The 21,534-nt window shown below is 71.7% G+C and carries 16 protein-coding genes and 2 tRNA genes; 15 read left to right on the top strand and 3 right to left on the bottom strand.

Going from position 1 to position 21,534, the window contains the following annotated elements:
* Nucleotides 1-42 precede the first annotated feature (42 nt).
* The 5 genes from ACWCSV_RS15770 to ACWCSV_RS15750 all read left to right on the top strand — a co-directional run bounded on the left by ACWCSV_RS15770 (nucleotide 43) and on the right by ACWCSV_RS15750 (nucleotide 5,019).
* On the top strand, nucleotides 43-1,107 hold the full coding sequence (locus tag ACWCSV_RS15770) for a 2-aminoethylphosphonate ABC transporter substrate-binding protein (RefSeq protein WP_451142468.1): 1,065 nt from the start codon (nucleotides 43-45) through the stop codon (nucleotides 1,105-1,107).
* A 174-nt stretch (nucleotides 1,108-1,281) separates the two neighbouring features.
* Entirely contained in the window at nucleotides 1,282-2,775 is a 1,494-nt protein-coding gene (locus ACWCSV_RS15765; protein ID WP_451142466.1) for an alkaline phosphatase family protein, read from the top strand.
* Between the two features lie 126 nt (nucleotides 2,776-2,901).
* Nucleotides 2,902-3,681 carry an HAD-IIA family hydrolase gene (locus tag ACWCSV_RS15760; RefSeq protein ID WP_451142464.1) on the top strand — a complete coding sequence of 260 codons (780 nt, stop codon included), beginning with the start codon at nucleotides 2,902-2,904 and terminating at the stop codon, nucleotides 3,679-3,681.
* Nucleotides 3,682-3,797: 116 nt separating this feature from the next.
* Nucleotides 3,798-4,346: a hypothetical protein gene (locus ACWCSV_RS15755; protein WP_451142462.1), complete on the top strand. Its 549-nt coding sequence runs from the start codon at nucleotides 3,798-3,800 to the stop codon at nucleotides 4,344-4,346.
* Nucleotide 4,347: 1 nt separating this feature from the next.
* Nucleotides 4,348-5,019 (top strand): class F sortase, encoded by a 672-nt coding sequence (locus ACWCSV_RS15750; protein WP_451142460.1) that lies wholly within the window; start codon nucleotides 4,348-4,350, stop codon nucleotides 5,017-5,019.
* 413 nt (nucleotides 5,020-5,432) lie between these two features.
* Here ACWCSV_RS15750 and ACWCSV_RS15745 read toward each other — a convergent pair.
* Nucleotides 5,433-5,506: transfer RNA gene (locus ACWCSV_RS15745), tRNA-Lys, on the bottom strand.
* Between the two features lie 188 nt (nucleotides 5,507-5,694).
* Between ACWCSV_RS15745 and ACWCSV_RS15740 the strand changes: the two genes are divergently transcribed.
* The 3 genes from ACWCSV_RS15740 to ACWCSV_RS15730 all read left to right on the top strand — a co-directional run bounded on the left by ACWCSV_RS15740 (nucleotide 5,695) and on the right by ACWCSV_RS15730 (nucleotide 9,457).
* Nucleotides 5,695-6,993 (top strand): peptidoglycan-binding protein, encoded by a 1,299-nt coding sequence (locus tag ACWCSV_RS15740; RefSeq protein ID WP_451142458.1) that lies wholly within the window; start codon nucleotides 5,695-5,697, stop codon nucleotides 6,991-6,993.
* Between the two features lie 167 nt (nucleotides 6,994-7,160).
* The gene (locus ACWCSV_RS15735; RefSeq protein WP_451142456.1) at nucleotides 7,161-8,693 is read left to right on the top strand and encodes an SPFH domain-containing protein; all 1,533 of its coding nucleotides are present in this window, start codon (nucleotides 7,161-7,163) and stop codon (nucleotides 8,691-8,693) included.
* Nucleotides 8,694-8,866: 173 nt separating this feature from the next.
* Nucleotides 8,867-9,457, top strand: a complete 591-nt coding sequence (locus ACWCSV_RS15730; protein WP_451142454.1) for a lytic polysaccharide monooxygenase auxiliary activity family 9 protein — start codon at nucleotides 8,867-8,869, stop codon at nucleotides 9,455-9,457.
* A 243-nt stretch (nucleotides 9,458-9,700) separates the two neighbouring features.
* On the opposite strand, the gene ACWCSV_RS15725 is transcribed toward ACWCSV_RS15730, so the two are convergent.
* Nucleotides 9,701-9,774: transfer RNA gene (locus ACWCSV_RS15725), tRNA-Lys, on the bottom strand.
* A gap of 260 nt (nucleotides 9,775-10,034) precedes the next feature.
* Between ACWCSV_RS15725 and ACWCSV_RS15720 the strand changes: the two genes are divergently transcribed.
* The 6 genes from ACWCSV_RS15720 (at nucleotide 10,035) to ACWCSV_RS15695 (ending at nucleotide 19,324) form a co-directional block, all read left to right on the top strand.
* Nucleotides 10,035-11,042, top strand: coding sequence for a LacI family DNA-binding transcriptional regulator (locus ACWCSV_RS15720; protein WP_451142658.1), 1,008 nt, complete (start codon nucleotides 10,035-10,037; stop codon nucleotides 11,040-11,042).
* Nucleotides 11,043-11,234: 192 nt separating this feature from the next.
* Complete coding sequence (locus tag ACWCSV_RS15715; RefSeq protein ID WP_451142452.1) at nucleotides 11,235-12,605, top strand: extracellular solute-binding protein; 1,371 nt, start codon at nucleotides 11,235-11,237, stop codon at nucleotides 12,603-12,605.
* Between the two features lie 2 nt (nucleotides 12,606-12,607).
* Entirely contained in the window at nucleotides 12,608-13,654 is a 1,047-nt protein-coding gene (locus tag ACWCSV_RS15710) for a carbohydrate ABC transporter permease (RefSeq protein WP_451142450.1), read from the top strand.
* 11 nt (nucleotides 13,655-13,665) lie between these two features.
* Nucleotides 13,666-14,553 (top strand): carbohydrate ABC transporter permease, encoded by an 888-nt coding sequence (locus ACWCSV_RS15705; protein WP_451142448.1) that lies wholly within the window; start codon nucleotides 13,666-13,668, stop codon nucleotides 14,551-14,553.
* Between the two features lie 83 nt (nucleotides 14,554-14,636).
* On the top strand, nucleotides 14,637-17,573 hold the full coding sequence (locus tag ACWCSV_RS15700; RefSeq protein WP_451142446.1) for a CBM35 domain-containing protein: 2,937 nt from the start codon (nucleotides 14,637-14,639) through the stop codon (nucleotides 17,571-17,573).
* Between the two features lie 74 nt (nucleotides 17,574-17,647).
* Nucleotides 17,648-19,324, top strand: a complete 1,677-nt coding sequence (locus ACWCSV_RS15695; RefSeq protein WP_451142444.1) for a glycoside hydrolase family 13 protein — start codon at nucleotides 17,648-17,650, stop codon at nucleotides 19,322-19,324.
* 63 nt (nucleotides 19,325-19,387) lie between these two features.
* Here the strand turns inward: ACWCSV_RS15695 and ACWCSV_RS15690 are convergent, their stop codons facing one another.
* Nucleotides 19,388-20,146 (bottom strand): IclR family transcriptional regulator, encoded by a 759-nt coding sequence (locus ACWCSV_RS15690; protein WP_451142442.1) that lies wholly within the window; start codon nucleotides 20,144-20,146, stop codon nucleotides 19,388-19,390.
* Between the two features lie 504 nt (nucleotides 20,147-20,650).
* Here ACWCSV_RS15690 and ACWCSV_RS15685 point away from each other — a divergent pair.
* On the top strand, nucleotides 20,651-21,415 hold the full coding sequence (locus tag ACWCSV_RS15685; RefSeq protein ID WP_451142440.1) for a maleate cis-trans isomerase family protein: 765 nt from the start codon (nucleotides 20,651-20,653) through the stop codon (nucleotides 21,413-21,415).
* Nucleotides 21,416-21,534 lie beyond the last annotated feature (119 nt).

The raw sequence follows: 21,534 nt of genomic DNA, 5'->3' as shown, positions 1-21,534 counted from the left end.
GCTCCCCGCCTCCACCGAACGACTCCCAGGAGAAGCACACCCATGGCCGAGAACTCCCCGCTCAAGCCCCTGGTCGCCGTCGCCGGCTGCCTGGCCCTCGCCGCCGCCCTCTGCGCCTGCGGCGGGTCCTCCGCCGCGTCCGACGAGAAGACCGTCACCGTCTACAGTGCCGACGGCCTCAAGGGCGAGAACGGCGACGGCTGGTACGACACCGTCTTCGCCGACTTCGAGAAGAAGACCGGCATCAAGGTCGAGTACGTGGAAGGAGGGTCGGGCGAGATGGTGCAGCGGACGCTCCGCGAGAAGACGAACACCCAGGCCGACGTCCTCGTCACCCTCCCGCCCTTCATCCAGCAAGCCGGCGGGAAGGGTCTGCTGACGGCATACCGGCCGGCCGGCTCGGATCAGGTCGGCCAGGCGGACAAGGCCGCCGACGGCACCTGGACCTCCGTCGTCAACAACTACTTCGGGTTCGTCTACAACAAGAAGGAGCTGGCCGCCGCCCCCAAGAGCTGGCAGGACCTGCTCGACGGCGCGTACAAGGAGAAGATCCAGTACTCCACCCCGGGCGTAGCGGGCGACGGCACCGCCGTGCTCATCAAGGCGATGCACGACTTCGGCGGCGTCGAACCGGCGATGGCCTACCTGAAGAAGCTCCAGGCCAACAACGTGGGCCCGTCCGCCTCCACCGGGAAGCTCGCCCCCAAGGTGGACAAGGGAGAGCTCCTCGTCGCCAACGGCGACGTCCAGATGAACTACGCCCAGTCGAAGGACATGCCGAACCTGGGGATCTGGTTCCCGGCCGAGGGCACGGGCTCGCGGACCACGTTCGCGCTTCCCTACGCCGCCGGTCTGGTCAGCGGGGCGCCGCACACGGAGAACGGCAGGAAGCTCCTCGACTTCATGCTCTCCGCACAGGCCCAGCAGCAGGTCAGTTCCGTGGGCGGGGGCTTCGCGGCGCGCAAGGACGTCGTGGCCACCGACGCCCACGCGACCGAGCTCGCGGCGCTGATGAAGGGCGTCGAGATCTTCGAACCGGACTGGGCCGACATCGGCGCCCACCTCGACGACTACGTGGATGCCTGGAAGGCGGCCACCGGCAGCTGAGCCGCGTGGATCTCCCAGTGCTGCCGCGCACCACCGAAGCGGCGTAACGAAAAGATAACAAGTCTGGACCATCGGTGCTCCCGGGCCGGGGAGCACCGATCCGCCCTGCCGGGCGTCGTGTCACCACCCCGCAGTCCCAGTCGATCCCATCCCGCCTGATCACGGAGGCTTCCCATGTCCGCAGGTCCCTCCCGCCGTTCCCTGCTCCTCGCCGCCACCGCGGCTCTGGCCGCCGGGCCGCTCGCCGCGTCCGGAGCACGGGCCGCCGCCCGTACGCCCAAGGTCCTCGTCATCGGCCTGGACGGCGCGCTCCTGGGCCGCATCAAGGACGCCGACGCGCCCAACCTCGACGCGCTCATGACGGGTGGCCTCACCGCACCCAGTTCCCTGTACGCCGACCCGCTGGCGCCGACGCTGTCCGGCCCCGGATGGTCGACGATCATCACCGGCGTCTGGCCCGACAAGCACTTGGTCAAGGACAACGCCTTCACCGGCGCGGCCTTCAGCCGCTACCCCGACTTCCTCACCCGCGTCGAAACGGCGAAGCCTGCTCTCTCCACCTACGCCGTCGCGTCCTGGGCGCCCGTCACCACTACGATCTTCTCCGCGAAGGTCGACACCAGGGTCTCCACCCCCGCAGCCGAGTACGACACCGGCACCACCAGCCGCGCGGTTGCCGAACTCCGCGACGGCAACCGGGACGCTGTCTTCGTCCACCTCGACAACATCGATCACGCGGGCCACGGGTACGGCGCCGCCAGCACCCAGTACCTCACCGCGGTCCACGACGCCGACGCGCAGGTCGGCCGGATCGTCGCCGCCGTCGCCGCCCGTCCGACGTACGCCGCCGAGGACTGGCTGATCATGGTGACCGCCGACCACGGCCACACCGACGCGGGGGGACACGGCGGCAACAGCGCCGCCGAGCGGCAGACCTTCCTGATCGCCGCCGGGGCCGGCATCACCGCAGGCTCCGTACGGAACGACATCAGGATGCCCGATGTCGCGGTCTCCGCCCTCGCCCACCTCGGCGTCGCCGTCGATCCTGCCTGGGGCCTCGACGGGCGCCCGCTCCAGCAGCCCGTACCGGACGCCTTCGACGCCCTGCGCCCGCAGTTGCAGACCCGGGTCGACGAGAGCGGCATCGGCGCCGCCGTCACGGGATTCACCCACAACCCGCCCAACGGCTGGAGCATCGACAACAGCGCGATGGGCACCGGCGGTGTGACCGAGTGGCGCGGCTGGAGCTTCACCACCGACGAGTTCTGGACAGCGGCCGAACGCGGCCAGGGGCGTGAGAACAACATCCGCGCCCGGAACGTCTTCGCCGTCGCCGACGGAGACGAGTGGGTCGACCGCGGTTACACCGGCACCTTCGACTCCACCCTGATCAGCCCCGCCTGGGCGGTCCGCGGCGGCGCCACCGCCGTGCTGCGCTACACCACGTACTACCGGCAGGAGAGCCCGCAGAAGGGGGACGTCCTCGTCTCGTACGACGGTGGCGCCCCCGTCCTCGTGAAGAGCTACGGCGCCGATGCCTCCTCGCGTACCGAGGAGATCACCCTCCAGGTCCCGCCCGGAGCCGCCACCGCCCGGATCCGTTTCCGCTACACCGGGGGGAACAACTGGTTCTGGACGGTCGACGCCGTCTCCCTCACCGCTTCCTGACCGCGTGCGGGACTGATCGACAGGAGGCGTATCCGGCCTAAACTCGGGGGCGTCGGCGCTGCACACCGCGGTGCCGCCGGCGTCCCGCACCTCGTGTGCACCGTGCGTACGGCAGGAGTCCGTGTGATGGCAGAGCGCAAGCCGATCGAGTCCTGGTTGACCGACATGGACGGGGTCCTCATCCACGAGGGCACCCCCATTCCCGGCGCGGACGCGTTCATCAAGCGGCTGCGGGAGTCCGGGAAGCCCTTCCTCGTCCTCACCAACAACTCCATCTACACCGCCCGCGACCTGCACGCCCGGCTCAGCCGCATGGGCCTGGCCGTCCCCGTCGAGAACATCTGGACCTCCGCGCTGGCGACCGCCCAGTTCCTGGACGACCAGCGTCCGGGCGGCACGGCGTACGTCATCGGGGAGGCGGGTCTCACCACCGCGCTGCACGACATCGGGTACGTCCTCACCGACCACGACCCCGACTACGTGGTGCTCGGCGAGACCCGTACGTACAGCTTCGAGGCGCTGACCAAGGCGATCCGGCTGATCAACGCGGGCGCCCGCTTCATCTGCACCAACCCGGACGAGACCGGCCCGTCCGCCGAGGGCCCGCTGCCGGCCACCGGGTCCGTCGCGGCCCTGATCACCAAGGCCACCGGCAAGGAGCCGTACTTCGCGGGCAAGCCCAACCCGCTGATGATGCGGACCGGGCTCAACGCCATCGGCGCCCACTCCGAGACCAGCGCCATGATCGGCGACCGGATGGACACCGACGTGCTGGCCGGGCTGGAGGCCGGGATGGAGACGTTCCTGGTGCTCACCGGGCTCACCTCCACCGCCGACATCGACCGCTACCCGTTCCGCCCGTCCAACGTGGTCGACTCCATCGCGGACCTCGTCGACCTGGTCTGAGGCCGGTCCGGTACGGCCGGTCCGGTACCGGTCCGACGCATCCGCTGTCCCCCGACCGGGCGACAGCGGATGCGGGAAGCGCGCGTACGGGTGAACCTTTCAGCAGGAGGTTCACGATGCGTTCACTGCCCCTCACCATCTGTGCTACTGCGGCGGTCGCGGCGATATCCGTCTCCGCGCCCGCAGCTTCGGCCGTTCCCAACGACGACGGCACCCTCAGAGTGACCCCGTCCACCATCGCCCCCGGCGGCAGGGTCGCGCTCCGGTCCGGCGCCTGCGGCAAGGGCGAGGAGGGCCTCGGCACGTCCGATGCCTTCGTCTCCTCCGTACGGTTCACCCCCGCGGAGGGGAAGGGCCTCAGCGCCGAGGCCCGCGTCCGGTCCGACGCCGAGGCCGGCCGGTACGACGTCACCCTGCGCTGCGAGGGCAGGGGCGGCGGGGGCGGCCGGGCCTCCGGCAGCCTCACCGTGGTGCACCACGCCCGGCCGGCCCCGGTCGCCCCCGTGCGGGCCGGCGGCGGCGGTACCGCCGTCCTCGCCGAGCAGGGCGGGAACTCCGGCGGTCCCGGCCTCCCGCAGACGGTGGCCGGACTGGCCCTCGCCGCCGTCGCCGCGGCTGCCGTCGCCTTCCGCGGCGCACGCCGCCGCCGTCCGGCCGCGGACTGACGTGTCCGCCCCCGCCCGCCCGGCAGGTACCGGGCGGCTGTTCACCGGAGTGGTCTGGGCCGTGCTCCTGCTCGGCCTCTGGCTCTGGGGCCGCGAAGGCGCCGGAGGACCCGGCGGCAGCTCCGCACCGACCACCGGCGACGTCGCGGCGGTCGGCCGCCCGCTCGGGGCGCCACTGCCCCCGGCGCACGACCCGCTGGACGGTTCGCCGCCCCGCGAGGTCGAGATCCCGTCCGTCGGCATCGACGCCCCCGTCGTCGGGCGCGGCCTCGACGGCGAGGGAGCCGTCGACCCGCCCCCGTTCGAGACCCCGGGAACCGTCGGCTGGTACGACGGCGGAGCCGAACCCGGCACCGCCGGGGCGGCACTCATGGTCGGCCACGTCGACACGGAGACCGAGCCCGCCGTCTTCTACGGACTGAGCGCGACCCGGCCCGGCGCGGAGATACGGGTGACCCGGGCCGACGGCACGATCGCCGAGTTCACCGTCGACGACGTGCAGGTCTTCACCCGGGAACGCTTCGACGCGAAGAAGGCGTACGGGCCCCGCCAGGACGGCCGGGCCGAACTCCGGCTGATCACCTGCGGCGGTACGTACGACCGGGCGGCACACGCCTACACCGCCAACGTCGTGGTCTCCGCCTACCTCACGGGCGGGGACTCCGGGACCTGACCTGCCCCCGGCCGCCTCGCCCGCCCGGCCCCGGCCGGTGGCCGCGCCCCTCCCGGAGCCGCCACCGGCCGGGCCCGCCGCCGTGCGCGCCGCCCCGCGCCGCGCGGAGCGGCGGGCCGCCCCGGGCCGTGAGGTGTTCCGGGGCCTCCGTGCGGGGAGAATCAACCTAGGCGCTCCGTGACGGTTTGTTTTCGGAGAGTCACCGGTTCGGGGTGGCGCGCGCAGGCCGCACGACCCCGTCCGGCGCGCCCGCGGCCATGCGGGGACGCGACGGATGTCGCGCGGAGGTGCGAAGAGATACGGAGAGGTGGAAGCGAGCCTCGCGGTGTGCGCGGGGCAGGGGCGGACGCCCCGGCGGGAGCCGGGAACGAACAAGGCCCCCTCACCTGAAGTGAGAGGGCCTTGACTCTGCGTGCGCCGCCAGGGACTCGAACCCCGGACCCGCTGATTAAGAGTCAGCTGCTCTAACCAACTGAGCTAGCGGCGCCTGCTGACCTGGAGAACATTACCGGATTCCGCAGCATGCTCCTGACCATTTCCCGTGGCGCCACGCCCTGTCGCATGGTCGTTTTTTCTCTTTGATCCGTCAAAATGCGATTTGTCATCTGAGTTGAGACAGTGGCGCCCGTTGCGGAGTGCCCAAAAAATTCTTGACGAGTCCGGAGGGGAACCGACATGACCGTCCCGGTCTTCACGGAGTACGAACCCGCGGCCGACTGCGGCTGCGCCGGCTGCGCCCTCCAGCGCCGTACGGCGGCGGCCCGGACCCTGCCGCCCCGCATGGGAGGCCATCCCGCCGCGCACGGGGCGCGCCGCGCGCTGGTGCTGGCCACGGCCGCCGGGGTGGTCCTCTCCGCCGGTGCCGCCGAGGCCGCGACCCCGGCGGGCCACGCCGCCGGGCCCGTCCGCGCCGACGACGCGACCGGCTCCGGGCCCGGCACCCCGCAGGGGCAGGCCGGACCGCTCATGGGCGGCCGGGCCCCGGGACCGCCCACCGCGACGGAGCCCCTGGCCCTGCGGACCACCACCCGCAGCGAGATCATCGCCCGCGCCAAGGCCTGGGTGGCCGCGAAGGTTCCGTACGACATGGAGAAGTTCTGGTCGGACGGATACCGCCAGGACTGCTCGGGCTACGTCTCGATGGCCTGGGACCTGGGCGGCAACGAGTGGACCGGCAGCCTCTCCTCGTACGGCACGCGCATCCCGCGCGCGCAGCTGGAGCCGGGCGACATCCTGCTCTTCCACAACCCGGCCGACCCCAACAAGGGGTCGCACGTCACGATCTTCGCCGGCTGGACCAACAGCGCCCGCACCCAGTACATGGCGTACGAGCAGACGCCCCCGGCCACCCGCAAGAAGACCACGCCCCTCGCGTACTGGAGCAACTCCGGCAAGTACGTGGCCTACCGCTACAAAGGGCTCGCCGCGGGCTCCCGCGGCGGTTCCTCGGCGGGCTTCCCCGGCGCCACCGAGTTCGGGCCGGGAGCCCGCAACGCCCACGTCACGCGGCTCGGCGAAATGCTGGTGGCGCGGGGCGGGAAACGTTTCTACACCCAGGGCCCCGGACCCGCCTGGAGCGAGGCCGACCGGCGCGCGACCCGGGCGTTCCAGCGGGCGCAGGGGTGGAAGGGCGCGAACGCGGACGGTCTGCCCGGCCCGGACACCTGGCGCCGGCTCGTCAACGGAACCGGGAAGAGCATCCCGGCCACCGGGGCGGGAGGCGCGCCGAAGACGGTTCCGGCGTTCCCCGGACGGGGCTATTTCAAGCCGGGTCAGTCGAACGCCCATGTCGAGCGGCTCGGCAAGCAGTTGGTGAGGAAGGGGTTCGGCAGGCACTACGCGTCGGGGCCCGGCCGCCGCTGGACCGAGGCGGACCGGCGCAACGTGGAGGCGTTCCAGCGTGCCCAGGGCTGGCGCGGCCGCGTCGCGGACGGCTACCCGGGGCCGGACACCTGGCGGCGGCTCTTCTCCTGAGGGAACCGACGGGCCCGCGGGCCCGAAGGAGCCCGAGGGGCCCGAGGGCCGCCCGGCGGATCGGCGGATGGACAGCTCCGGGACCGCCGGAGCGCGGAAGGGAACGGTGGGGCGTGTACGGAGACGAGGAAGACCGCGCGGGGGCGGGCCGGGCAGCGAGAGCGGGAGTGGGAGCGGGAGCGGGAGACGGTACGGACGCGGGAGCGGGCCGGGGACCGGACCTGGACCCGGTCCCGGGCCGCGCCGGGGACGGCGATCCGCGCACGGAGGACGGCCCGGGCGGCGAGGGGCCCTGCGTGGACGTGGTGCTGGAACTCGCGCACGGTGAGACGGAGCCCGCCTCGATGCGCACCGTCTCGGCCACGGTCTCGGTTCCGGCGGGCGGGTTGCCCGGGGTCGGGGCGGACGCGGGCGAGGAGCCGGGGGACGGCCTGCCCGCCGGCGAGGTGCCGGTCGGTGAGGTGCCCGTCGGTGAGGTGCCCGCTCCGGCCGACGGCTTCCGGGAGGACTTCCGGCGGGGCGCCGGCCGCCGCCGGTCCGTCATCGCCAACGAGGCCACCGCGTCCATCCCGGTGCACCTGCTCTTCCGCGACGAGCCCCGCGACCCCGACGACCGGACCGGGTTCCTCCCGCGTGCCGGGGCCGGCGACCCGCACCGCGCCGCCGGTGTGGCCTCGCTGCCCGTCGCCGTCGCCCGGCACGCGCTGCCGGCCGACCGGTCCGGTGCCGGGGCGCGGCGTCCTCCCGTACCGCGCTCGCCCCAGGTGCGGCCGCCGACCCGGCCCGCTCCCGTCGCCGACCCCCGGCTGCGCGAGCGCCCCGGTCCGGCGCTGCCCGGCTGGGTCGCCGTGCTCACCGGGGCCGCCGGCTGCGCCGCCGCACTGGTGGTCCTCTGGTGGGCAGGCGCGCTGCCGGGGCAGGCGCAGACCCGGCTCGGCATCGGGCCCCGCCCGTACCAGGGCATCGGCATCGGCCTCTGGGCGGTGCTCGCGGTGCTGGTGACCGTGGTGCTCTTCGCGTTCGGGGGCCTCGGGCGCGGGCGGGTCGGGTACGCCCTGGTGCTGACCCTCTTCGGTGACTACCGGGGGAGCGTCCGGCGCACCGGGCTCGTCTGGGTCTCCCCGCTCCTGCTGCGCCGCCGCACCGACGTACGGCTGCGGCACTGGCGGAGCGAGCCGATGCCCGCCGTGGACGCGAACGGTACGGCGCTGCGCGTCACCGTCCTCGTCGTCTGGCGGGTCGAGGACACCGTCCGGGCGGTCCTGGGGGTCGCGGACCACGAGACGTACCTTCGGGAGCAGGTCGAGGCGGCGATGGCCCGGGTCCTCTCGCAGCTGCCCGCCGACGCCTTCCACGAGGACGCCCCGACGCTGCGGAACGCCGAGGCGGTCGGGGACGCGCTGACGCGGATGCTGAAGGCGGACTGCGAGCCGGTCGGGGTGGAGGTGTACTCGGCGCAGCCGACCGGGATCGAGTACGCCCCCGAGGTCGCGGCGGCCATGCAGCGCCGCCGGGTCGCGGCGCTCGACGCGAGGCACCGGGACAGCGTGCTGACCTCCGTGGTGGACGCGGTCGACGACACGGTCAACCGGCTCACCACGCGCGGGCTCGTCGCGCTCGACGACTACGAACGCAAGTCCCTGGTCAGGGACTTGACGGTGGCCTTCTACACGGGACGAGGTGGGGTCGATGGGATCTGAGGGATCCGGGGGGTGCGTGCGGCGGCGCAGGATAGCGAAACGGAACGGCGCCACGCAGTGGTCTGGACTTGTTCACGACACGTCAATACTGTGGGAGTTGGTCTAGACCGCACGACCGCGCGCTTCACGAGCAGTGCTCACCGAGAAGTCCCCATGTCCCTGAGGAGCGAAGCATGCGTAAGAGGGCAAGCGCGGCCGTGGTCGGCCTGGCGATTCTGGGCGCTTCGGCGCTCGCCACCAGCAGCGCCAGCAGCCACGGCTACACCGACAACCCCATCAGCCGCCAGAAGCTCTGTGCCAACGGCACCGTCACCAACTGCGGCAACATCCAGTGGGAGCCGCAGAGCGTCGAGGGCCCGAAGGGCTTCCCGGCCGCGGGTCCGGCGGACGGGGCGATCTGCTCCGCCAACCACGGCGAGTTCGCGCAGCTCGACGACCCGCGCGGCGGCAACTGGCCCACCACGCAGGTCACCGGCGGCCAGTCGTTCAACTTCCGCTGGCAGTTCACCGCCCGTCACGCCACGACGGACTTCCGGTACTACATCACCAAGCAGGGCTGGGACCCGACGAAGCCGCTCACCCGGGCCTCGCTGGACTCGCAGCCGTTCCTGACGGTGCCGTACAACAACCAGCAGCCGCCGGCCACGCTGACCCAGACCGGCACCATCCCCAGCGGGAAGACCGGCCACCACCTCATCCTGGCGGTGTGGACGATCGCGGACACCGCGAACGCGTTCTACTCCTGCTCGGACGTGAAGTTCTGATCCCGGCGCCGGAGGCGGACGGCTGCTCGACGGCCCCCGTACCGGCACGGATGCGAGAAGCGCCGGTCCGAGAGGTGCCGGCGTGAGCGAGGCGGGGAGTGCGGCCGGCGACGGCCGGACGTGACGACCCGCAGATGAAGCGCGGCCGTTCGGGCGGGACGGCCGAGCCCACGGAACATCCGTAGGACAGCAGAACGCAGTGGGGCGGTCTCCGGTGCCGGAGACCGCCCCACTGTCGTGTCGTGCGCCGCCAGGGACTCGAACCCCGGACCCGCTGATTAAGAGTCAGCTGCTCTAACCAACTGAGCTAGCGGCGCCTGCTGACTCGAAAATAATACCTGGTCCGGAGGGGTGCTGATGACACCCCCCGTCGACGCGGGGAGGGGGCACCCGCGGCGCGGACCGTAGTGCGCCTCCTGCCGCGCCTCCTGTCGCGCCTCCGTCCCCTGTCCGCAGCGCCCGGCGCGCCCTGTGCCGGCAGGAACGCGCCGTTCCAGGGGGCCTGCGTCAGCCAAAGTAAGTTTCTTACGTAAGTGATCTTTCTTTTTGCGCTCATTCTTGTCACGCTGACCCCGTGATGAATCGAAGGATCTCCGAAGTCGCCGCGTACGCGGGCGTCAGTACGGCCACGGTCGGCCGCGTCCTCAACGGACGTACGGGCGTGTCCGCCCCCACCCGCGAGGCGGTGCTGGCCGCCCTGGACGTGTGCGGCATCGAGCGGCCGGTGGGGATGCGCGGGGAGCGGGCGGCGCTGATCGGGCTCGTCGTCCCCGACCTGCAGAACCCGGTCTTCTCCGCGTTCTCCGAGGCCCTGTGCGTGCTGCTGGACCGGCGGGGGCTCATCCCCGTGCTCTGTACGCACAGCCAGGACGGGGTCTCGGAGGCGCACTACATCGAGATGCTGCTGCGGCAGAACATCGGCGGGATCGTCTTCGTGGGCGCCAGTTACGCCGACGCGGGGCCGGAGCACGGCCGGGTGCTGCGGGAGCGCGGGGTGCCGATGGTGCTGGTCAACGCGGCGGACGAGAACTCCGGCGTGGCCCAGGTGCGAGTGGACGACGCGCTCGCCGCCGAGCAGGCGCTCGCCCACCTCGCCGCGCTCGGGCACGAGCGGATCGGCATGGTCCTGGGGCCCGGCGGGCACGTCCCCTCCGCCCGGAAACTCGCCGGTTTCGCGGCCTTCTGCAGTCGCCTGGGCATCGCGCCGGAGGAGTGGCGGCGGCTGGTCGCGCACGCCCTGTTCACCATGGAGGGCGGGGCCACCGCGCTGCCCCGGCTGCTGGCCGAAGGGGTCACCGGGGTCGTTTGCGCGAGCGACGCACTGGCCCTCGGAGTCATCCGCGGGGCGCGGCGGCAGGGGCTGCGGGTGCCGGAGGACCTGTCGGTGGTCGGCTTCGACGATTCCCCGTACATGGTGGCGACCGACCCTCCGCTGACCACCGCGCGGCAGCCGGTTCAGGCCATGGCGGCGGCGGCCGTCGCCGCGCTGGTGGGTCAGATCGAGGGGCGTGCGGATGCGAACGACCTCCTGATGTTCGACACCGAGCTGATCGTGCGCGGCTCGACGGCGGGCCGCCCCCGCTGAGGCGTCCCGCGGAGGTCCGTGGAGGTCCGTGGACGGGCGCCGCCGGACGGCTCCGTGTTACCGGTGCAAGCCTCGCTGATTACCTTCTTGCGCAGATGCATTGACTTCTTGCGTAACGGGCTTCTACCTTCAGCGCTGTTCACGTGCATCGGGTCCCGCAGCCCGGGGGCACCCATCAGGAAGGCGATTCGCATGAATGGCATGGCCGGCGTCAGCAGGCGTCAACTTCTCGGTTCGGCGACCGCGCTCGCCCTGGGCCTGGCCCTCACGGGCTGCGGCGGTTCCTCCGGTTCCTCGTCCGGCGTCGACGAGAACGGCGTGGTCACGGTCAGCGTGAACGGGATGCCGGCCAAGACGCAGCCCGAGGACCGCAAGGACTTCGAGGAGCTGGTCAAGCAGTTCGAGGCCGCTCACCCCAAGATCAAGATCGATGCCCGCGAGGGCCAGATGGACCCGAAGACCTTCGCGGCCAAGCTCGCCGGCGGCCAGCTGGAGGACGTGTACTACGTCTACTTCACCGACCCCGCCGGGCTCATCCAGCGCCGCCAGGCCGCCGACATCACGAAGTACCTCAAGGACGTCCCGTACCTGGACCAGGTGCGCCCCGCCCTCCAGGACGTCTTCAAGGGTGCCGACGGCAAGATCTACGGCCTGCCCACCGGCAACTACTCCCTCGGCCTCGTCTACAACCGCGCCCTCTTCAAGAAGGCCGGACTCGACCCCGACAAGCCGCCGACCACCTGGGAGGAGGTGCGCACCGCCGCGCGGAGGATCAGCGCGCTCGGCGACGGCACCGTCGGATACGCCGACTACAGCAAGAACAACCAGGGCGGCTGGCACCTCACCTCGTGGATCTACTCCATGGGCGGAGACGTGGCGACCCAGCAGAACGGGAAGTGGAAGGCCGCGTTCGACAGCGACGCGGGCCGCAAGGCGCTCCAGGCCCTGCACGACATGCGCTGGACCGACAAGTCCATGGGCACCCGCCAGCTGCTGGAGATCGCCGACGTCCAGAAGATGATGGGCTCCGGCAAGCTCGGGATGTACATGGCCGGTCCGGACAACATCCCCACCATCGTCAAGCAGTTCGAGAGCAAGTACGACGACTACGGCCTGGCAGCCCTCCCCGGCACCGCGACCCTCGGCGGCGGCGACGGCTTCATGTTCAACCCGAAGGCCTCCCCGGAGAAGATCAGGGCCGGGCTCCAGTGGATCCAGTGGAAGTACCTCAACCCGGACCGCGAGGAGGAGAACGTCAAGAAGTTCTCCGGCCTCGACGTGCCGATCGGCCTCCCGCAGCCCAACCTCTTCGACGGTGCGGCGCAGGCGAAGAACGACGCGATCCACGCGAAGTACGCCAACGTCCCGCAGGCCAACTACCAGCCGTTCGTCGACCGCAGCGACGACGTCGCCGTCAAGGTCGAGCCGCCGAACGCGCAGCAGCTCTACACGGTCCTCGACGGGGTCATGCAGTCCGTGCTGACCAAGGAGGACGCCGACCTCGGCCGGCTGCTGGCGGACGCCGCGAAGCGCGCCGACTCCATCCTCGCAACGGTGAAGTGATCATGGCCGGCCGACCGCTCCCCACCTCCCCGGCGCGCGCCGCCGCCCGCGACCGGACCCCGGTACGGGACGGAGCCCCGGCACCCGCCGGGGCGCCCCGGCCCGCCGCGAAGACCTCGCCCGACGGGCCCGAAGCACCGCCCGCGGGCCCGTCCGCCCGGGGCGGGGCGGCGACCGGCCGGCTGCGGCAGAAGGTGCGCGAGAACCTCGTCGCGTACCTCTTCCTCGCCGCCGGACTGATCTGCTTCGCGCTCTTCTCCTGGTACCCGATCGTCCGCGGCATCCTGCTCGGCTTCCAGCAGGTCACCTTCGCCCAGCCCGCCGAGTGGGTCGGGCTGGACAACTTCCGCCGGCTCTTCGAGGACCCGCTCTTCCTCACCGCCTGGAAGAACACCGGCTGGTTCACGCTGCTCGCCCTGGTCTTCGGCTTCGCCGCCCCGTTCGCGACCGCCGTCGTCCTCAACGAACTGCGGCGCGGCAAGGCGTACCTGCGGATGACCGTCTACCTGCCGGTCATGCTGCCCTCGGTCGTCACCATGCTGCTCTGGCGGTGGTTCTACGATCCGGGACCGGGCCTCTTCAACAACGTGCTCGACGTCTTCCACCTCCCCGCCCAGCAGTGGCTGGAGTCGGAGAACCTCGCGATGGTCTCCCTGGTCCTCGTCTCCACCTGGGCCAACATGGGCACCACCACCCTGATCTACCTCGCGGCGCTGGGCGGCATCCCCGGCGAGCTGTACGAGGCGGCGGAACTCGACGGGGCGTCGATCCGGCGGCGGCTGTGGCACGTCACGATCCCGCAGATGCGGTTCATCCTGATGATCACCCTGCTGCTCCAGGTCATCGGCACCATGCAGGTCTTCGTGGAGCCGTTCGTCCTGACCGGCGGCGGACCCGACGACGCCACCGTCACCGTCCTGCTGCTGCTCTACCGCTACGCCTTCGTCTACAACGACTTCGGCCTGGCCAGCGCCATGAGCACCGTGCTCTTCGTGGTGCTCGGCATCTTCGCCGGCGTGTATCTGCGCCTGACCCGGAGCAAGGGCTGAGAGGAAGAGTCATGGCCGCCGAAACACCCACCCGCACCCTGATCGCGCCCACCGAGATGAACCGGCGCGTCGGCAGGTTCCTCCACCGCTTCGTGCTGACCGCCACCCTGATCGGCTTCACCCTCGCCTTCGTCTTCCCGCTGTACTGGATGGCGTCGGGCGCGCTGAAGTCGTCGAGCGAACTCGCCGCCCCCACCCCGACGCTCGTACCGGAGAGCTTCCACCCGGAGAGCTATACCGACGCCTGGACCAACGTCGGGCTCGGCCACTTCTTCCTCAACACCTTCGTGCTCGCAGTGGGCGCCTGGCTGACCCAGCTGCTCATCGACGTGACCGCCGCGTACGCGCTCTCCAAGCTGCGCCCGCTCCTCGGCAACGTGATCCTCGGCATGATGCTGGCGACCCTGATGCTGCCCGTGTCCGCGCTGCTGGTGCCGACGTACCTCACCGTCGTCGACGTACCGGTCCTGCACGTCAACCTGATCAACACCCCGTTCGCCATCTGGCTCCCGGCGGCGGCCAACGCCTTCAACATCTTTCTGCTCAAGCGCTTCTTCGACCAGATACCCGCCGAACTCCTCGACTCCGCACGGATCGACGGCGCCGGCACGCTCAGGGTCCTGGTCTCCGTGGTGCTGCCGCTCTCCCGGCCGGTCCTCGCCGTCGTCTCGATCTTCGCGGTCGTCGGCGTCTGGAAGGACTTCCTCTGGCCGATGCTCGTCCTCCCCGACGAGGCGAAGCAGCCCATCACGGTCGCGCTCAACCGGCTGGCCGAGTTCATGCCCGCCAACCAGCTGCTCGCCGGAATGGTCATGGCCAGCATCCCCCTGCTGGTCCTCTTCCTGCTCTTCCAGCGGCACATCATCGCGGGCCTCACCGCGGGCAGCCTCAAGGGCTGACCCGCGCGCTGCCGGGCCCTTTCGCGAGCACCCCCGTACCCCCGCACGTCCAGGGACCCCACCCACAGGAAGGGCACATCGCCGTGTCTCCTGCACCACGCCGGCGCCCCCGCGCCGTACGTCTCGTCGTCCCCCTGCTCCTGTCCATGCTCGGCGCCCTGCTGCTCGGCGCCACGACCGCGACCACCGCCGGGGCCGCCACCACCGCACTGGAGGCCGAGTCGGCCCAGCTCACGGGCGGTGCGGCGGTCTCCACCGAGCACTCCGGCTACACCGGTACCGGGTTCGTCGGCGGGTTCACCGACGCCAACAAGGGCGCCGCCTCCGTCACCTTCTCCGTCCAGTCCGCCGCAGCCGGAGCCGGCTCGGTCTCGCTGCGGTACGCCAACGGGACCGGCGCCGCGATGACGCTGAGCCTGTACGTGAACGGGGCGAAGGTCCGGCAGGTGAGCCTGGCCCCGACCGCGAACTGGGACACCTGGTCCACCCGCGACGAGCAGGTGACGTACGCACAGGGCACGAACACCGTCGCCCTCAGGTTCACCACCGCCGACAGCGGCAACGTCAACCTCGACAGCCTCACCGCCACCACAGGCACCGGGACGGGCACCGGCACCGGCTCCTCCGGTCTGGAGGCCGAATCGGCGCAGCTCTCGGGAGGCGCGGCGGTCTCCACCGAGCACTCCGGCTACACCGGTACCGGGTTCGTCGGCGGGTTCACCGACGCCAACAAGGGCGCCGCCTCCGTCACCTTCTCCGTACCCTCCGGCCTCGCCGGGAACGGCTCGGTCTCGCTGCGGTACGCCAACGGGACCGGCGCCGCGATGACGCTGAGCCTGTACGTGAACGGGGCGAAGGTCCGGCAGGCGAGTCTCGCCCCCACCGCGAACTGGGACACCTGGTCCACCCACGACGAGCAGGTGACCTATGCCAAGGGCACCAACACCGTCGCCTTCACGTTCACCACCGCCGACAGCGGCAACGTCAACCTCGACAGCCTCACCGCCACCACCCCCACCGAGACCGGTCCGGTCACCCTCACCCACCAGGCCGAGACCGCGTTCGTCTCCGGCGGGGCGGCGACGGCCGCCGCCGTCAGCGGCTACGAGGGCACCGGCTACCTCACCGGGTTCACCACCACCGGAGCCCGCGCGGTCCTCGCGGTCAACGCCCCCTCCGCCGCCACCTACCCGCTGGTGCTGCGCTACCGCACCCCGAACGCCACCGCCGCCACCGTCACCCTGCTCGCCAACGGCACCAAGGTCCGTGTCCTCACCCTGACCGCCACCAACGGCGCCTGGGCGACCGCGAGCACCGACGTGCCGCTGCGCGCCTCGCTCAACCACCTGACGCTGCGGACCGCCTCCGGCGACAACGGCAGCCTCCAGCTCGACGGGATCACCGTCACCGGCTCCACCCCGAACGCGGTGCGCGGCGCGACCCTCCCGTACACGGCGTACGAGGCGGAGGCCGGCACCACCAATGCCTCCACCACCGGCCCCGACCGCACCTACCTCACGGTGGCCTCCGAGGCCTCCGGCCGCCGGGCCGTGGTGCTCGACCAGACCGGCGAGTACGTACAGTTCACCCTCACCCAGCCCGCCGACGCGCTGACCCTGCGCTACTCGGTACCGGACAGCGCGGACGGCACCGGCACCAGCGCCACCCTCAGCGTGTACGCCAACGGCACCCAGGTCCGCGACCTCGGCCTCAGTTCCACGTACAGCTGGGTGTACGGCGCGTACCCGTACACCAACACCCCCTCCCAGGGGTCCGCGCACCACTTCTTCGACGAGACCCGCACCCTCACCGGCCACCTCGCCGCCGGCACCGTGCTGAAGTTCCAGAAGGACGCGGGCGACACCGCCGCCTCCTACACCCTGGACCTCGTCGAGACCGAGGCCGTCCCGGCCGCCCTCGCCATGCCGTCCACCGGATTCGTCTCCGCCACCACCCTCGGCGTCACCCCGGACGACTCCACCGACGACACCGCAGCCCTCAACGCGGCTGTCACCAATGCCACGTCGCAGGGCAAGGGGCTCTGGCTGCCCGCCGGTACGTACGACATCTCCGGCCACGTCGACCTCGCCGGGGCCGACCTCCGGGGCGCCGGCCAGTGGTACACCGTGCTGCGCGGCAAGAACGGCAAGGGCGGCCTCTTCGGACGCGGCGGCACCAGCAACGTCCAGGACCTGACGATCGCCGGGGACGTCCGCTACCGCGACGACGCCAACTTCGACGCCGCCGTCGAGGGCGACTTCGGCACCGGGTCCAGCCTGACGAACCTCTGGATCGAGCACACCAAGGTCGGCCTCTGGATCGACGCGCCCACCACCGGGCTGTACGCCGCCGGGCTCCGCATCCGCGACACCTTCGCCGACGGCGTCAACCTGCACAAGGGGACCACCGGCAGCGAGGTCTCGCACAGCAGCGTCCGCAACACCGGCGACGACGGGCTCGCCATGTTCTCCGAGGCGCAGGCCGTCAGCACCAGCGCCTTCCGCTTCGACACCGTCCAGCTCCCGCTGCTCGCCAACGCCGTCGGCATCTACGGCGGCAACGCCAACCGGGTCGAGGACAACCTCCTCGCCGACACCGTCACCGGCTCCTCCGGCATCGCGATCAGCAGCAGGTTCGCCCCCGTGCCGTTCAGCGGCACCACCGTCGTCCTGCGCAACACCCTGACCCGGACCGGCGGTTACGAACCTAACTGGGCGAGCAGGCTCGGCGCCCTGTGGATCTACGCCGACTCCTCCGACATCACCGCACCGATCCTGCTCCAGGACAACACCGTCCTCGACAGCACCTACAGCGGCCTCCTCGTCTCCTGGCAGAAGAACGTCCAGTCCCTCACCGTCGCCAACCTGGCCATCACCACGGCCGGTTCGTACGGCATAGAGATCAACTCCGCGGGTTCCGGGACCTTCTCCGGCACCACCGTCACCGGAGCCGCCGCCGGCGGACTCTCCCTGGCGGGCGGCTTCACGGTCAACAAGGGCTCCGGCAACAACGGCTGGTGACACCCGACCGGTGCGGGCCCGCGCCTGACCGCGGGCCCGCACCACCCCGTATCCCCACAGCAAGGAGTCTCAGAGTGACCACCCCCTGGTGGCGGCACGCCGCCATCTACCAGATCTACGTACGCAGCTTCGCCGACGGCGACGGCGACGGCACCGGCGACCTCGCCGGAGTCCGCGCCCGCCTGCCGTACCTGCGCGAACTCGGCGTGGACGCGCTGTGGTTCAACCCCTGGTACACCTCGCCCATGGCGGACGCGGGCTACGACGTCGCCGACTACCGCGACATCGACCCCCTCTTCGGCACCCTCGCCGAAGCCGAACAGCTGATCACCGAGGCCCACGAGCACGGGCTGCGGGTCCTCGTCGACCTGGTGCCCAACCACTGCTCCGACCAGCACGTCTGGTTCCAGCAGGCACTCGCCGCCGGACCCGGCTCCCCGGAACGCGAGCGCTTCTGGTTCGTCCCCGGCAAGGGCCCCGGCGGCGCACTCCCGCCCAACGACTGGAACTCCTACTTCGGCGGACCCGCCTGGACCCGGATCACCGAGGCGGACGGCGCGCCCGGACCCTGGTACCTCCACATGTTCGCCCCCGAGCAGCCCGACCTTAACTGGGAACACCCCGAAGTCCGGGAGGAGTTCGAGGACGTCCTCCGCTTCTGGCTCGACCGGGGCGTCGACGGCTTCCGCATCGACGTGGCGCACGGACTGGCGAAGAAGCCCGGACTGCCCGACGTCGGCCCCGACCCGGACATCACCGACCTCCCGTACCAGGACTGCGCACCCGTCCACGACATCTACCGCTCCTGGCGGAAGCTCCTCGACACCTACGAGGGCGAACGCGTCTTCGTCGGCGAGGTCTGGCTCCCCAGCCCGGAGCAGTTCGCCCGCTACCTGCGCCCCGACGAACTGCACTCCGCGTTCAACTTCGACTTCCTCTGCTGCGCCTGGGAGCCGGCGGCCCTGCGCGGGGTCATCGACGCCACCTTCGCCGCCCACGCCCCGGTCGGCGCCCCGCCCACCTGGGTGCTCTCCAACCACGACACCATCCGCCACGTCACCCGCTACGGCCGCGAGGACACCTCCTTCGACATGGGTGACAAGCGGCTCCTCGACCCCAGCGACCCGGTCCTCGGCCGCCGCAGGGGCCGCGCCGCCGCCCTCCTCACCCTGGCCCTCCCCGGCGGGGTGTACGTCTACCAGGGCGACGAACTCGGCCTGCCCGAGGTGCAGGACCTGCCCGACGCGCTCCTCCAGGACCCCACCTTCGTCCGCTCCGGCGGCACCGACCGGGGCCGCGACGGCTGCCGCGTCCCGCTGCCCTGGAAGGCGACCGGCACCTCGCTGGGCTTCGCGGCAGGTGACGCGGAGGCGGGTGACGCGCGGCCCGGGGGTCCGGAGGCCGCGGGCGCCGGGGCCGGTGGTGCGGCTGCCCCGTGGCTGCCGCAGCCGGCCGACTGGTCCGCGCTCAGTGTGGCGGCCCAGGAGGCCGACCCCGACTCCGTCCTCACGCTCTACCGCGCGGGTCTGGCGCTCCGCCGGGAGCTGCTGGTCGAGTTGCCGGAGTCGCTGACCTGGGTGGACGCCGGGCCCGACGTGCTGGTCTTCGACCGGGGCGAGGGCTTCCGCTGTGTGGTCAACCTGGGGGAGCGCCCGTACGGGCTGCCCGCCGGCACGACCGTACTGCTGGCCAGCGGCGAGCTGGCGGACGGCGCCGTGCCGCAGGACACCACGGTGTGGATCAGCCGCTGAGCCCGTACGCGTGAGGGGGCGGACCGGTCCGGCCGGTCCGCCCCCTCACGCGTGTCCGGCAGGTCAGAGCGCCAGTGACAGCAGGACCGGTGCGGCCTGCTGGTTCAGGAGCTCGGCGGCCTCGCGCAGCCGGTAGGTGTCGCCGACCGGGAGCGACAGGGCCAGGCAGCCCGCCGAGTCGCCCGCCGTCAGCGGGACCGCCGCGCAGACCGTACCCACCGCGTACTCCTGGAGGTCCAGCATCGGGACTGTCGCGGGGTGGTGGTCGAGGGTGGCCAGCAGCACCTTCTCGTCCGTGATGGTCCGGGAGGTGAGCCGCGCCGTGCGGTGGCGCGCGATGTGGTCGCGCCGGGCGTCCTGGTCCAGCTGGGCCAGCAGGCACTTGCCGACCGCGCTGGCATGCGCCGCCGAGCGGAAGTCCACCCACTCGCTGACCGCCGGGGTCAGGGGGCCGTCCAGCACCTGGACCACGGTGACCTCGCCGTCGACGTACCGGCTCATGTAGACCGCCGCGCCGACCGTGTCGCGCAGCTGCGCCAGGATCTTCTGGAGCCGTTCCTCCAGGGCGAGACGCCGGGTGGGGCCCGAGCCGAGGAGGAGCAGCGAGGCGCCGAGGACGTACGCGCCGTCCGCGATCTGCTCGACGTACCCCTCGCGGCGCAGCGTCAGCAGCAGGGAGGTGAGACGGGCGGACGGCAGTCCGGTCTCCCGCACGAGCTGCGTTTCGGTCACGCCGTCGCCGTGGTGGGAGACCGTTTCGAGCACGCGGAAGGCGTGCTGCACCGCGTGGAACGGCGCCGTTGGTTCCGGTCGCAATGTCACGGTGCCCCCTGCCCAAGGTCCGACCGCAAAGCCGTGCGTCCACGATAGTGGCCAAGAAGTGTCCGTGGCAGGGCTGTTGACCACTTCTTGTCCCTTCTGGGCCGTCCCTGGTCTGGGGTGCACCCGTATGGCATATGCCAGAGGCACGGCCACTCCTGGCAAATGCCAGGTCACGGCCGGTGCGCGGGCGTTCACATGCCGGGGGAATTCCTGTGGGAAACCAAAGATTTTCTCGGCCGCACGGATTCGACCACCAGTTCCTCGTCGAACATCAGCGCCGACTTCGCAGCGGCACGGCCGGGTTCCCTCCTCCGGCCCCGCGATTCGGGACAGGCTCCGGCCGTCCCTGTGGGTGCGACGGCGGATGTCGGGAACACTGGAGGGAGAGGAAGACGAAGAGAGCGAAGAGACAGGGACGACCGCGAGCCGGTCGCACCGTCCGCGAGCGGCCCGCCCCGCCCCTGTCCCGGACCCATGGGTCCGGGCGAAACAGGAAGGGTGGACATGACGACCGTCGGACTTCTCTACCCGGGCGAATGCGCCGAGGACGACTTCCCGCGGATCGAGATCACGCTGGACAGCGACATCAGACTGCCCCTGTTCCGCACCGGGATCGGCGACGACGTCCGCCGCGTCGAGGCCCTGCGCGAACTGGGCTCCGCCGAGCGGCTCGACGCGGGCGTGGAGGAGCTCCGGCTGGCCGGCGCGGACTCGCTGGTGTGGGCCTGCACGGGCGGCAGTTTCGCCCTCGGCAAGGACGGCGCCCAGGCGCAGATCTCCGCGCTGGCGCGCTCCGCGGGACTCCCCGCGTCCAGCACGTCCTTCGCCTTCGTGCACGCGGTGCGGGAGCTCGGGGTCCGGCGGGTCGCGGTCGCCGCGACCTACCCGGAGGACATCGCCGCGCTGTTCGGCGACTTCCTGACGGCCGCCGGTATCGAGGTGGTCGCCACCCGGGGCAGCGGGATCATCACCGGCGCCGAGGTGGCCCGCTGGGACCTGGACCTCGTCCGCGAGCTGGCCATCGCCGGAGACCACCCCGACGCGGAGGCGGTCCTGCTCCCCGACACCGCCCTGCACACCGCGGCGTACGTCCCCGAGCTGGAACGACTCCTCGGCAAGCCGGTCCTCGCGGCCAACCCGGTCACCGTCTGGGAAGGGCTGCGGCTCACCGACCGCCACATCTGGGCCCCCGGGCTCGGCGCCCTCTTCGCCACCCGGGAGCCCCCGCTCGGCACCGTCGAACCACGCGGACTCGAAGTACGGGAGTGACGCACGGTGCGCCGGCTCCGGCATGCCGGAGCCGGCCTCCGCACCCCTCGCGGCGGAATAAGCGGAGCCGCCCTCCTGTTGCACGGGTTCGATACGCATACGTATGACCAGTGGCACCG

The organism is Streptomyces sp. NPDC001770 (genome assembly GCF_053596135.1).
This window is presented reverse-complemented; position numbering and strand designations above follow the sequence as displayed.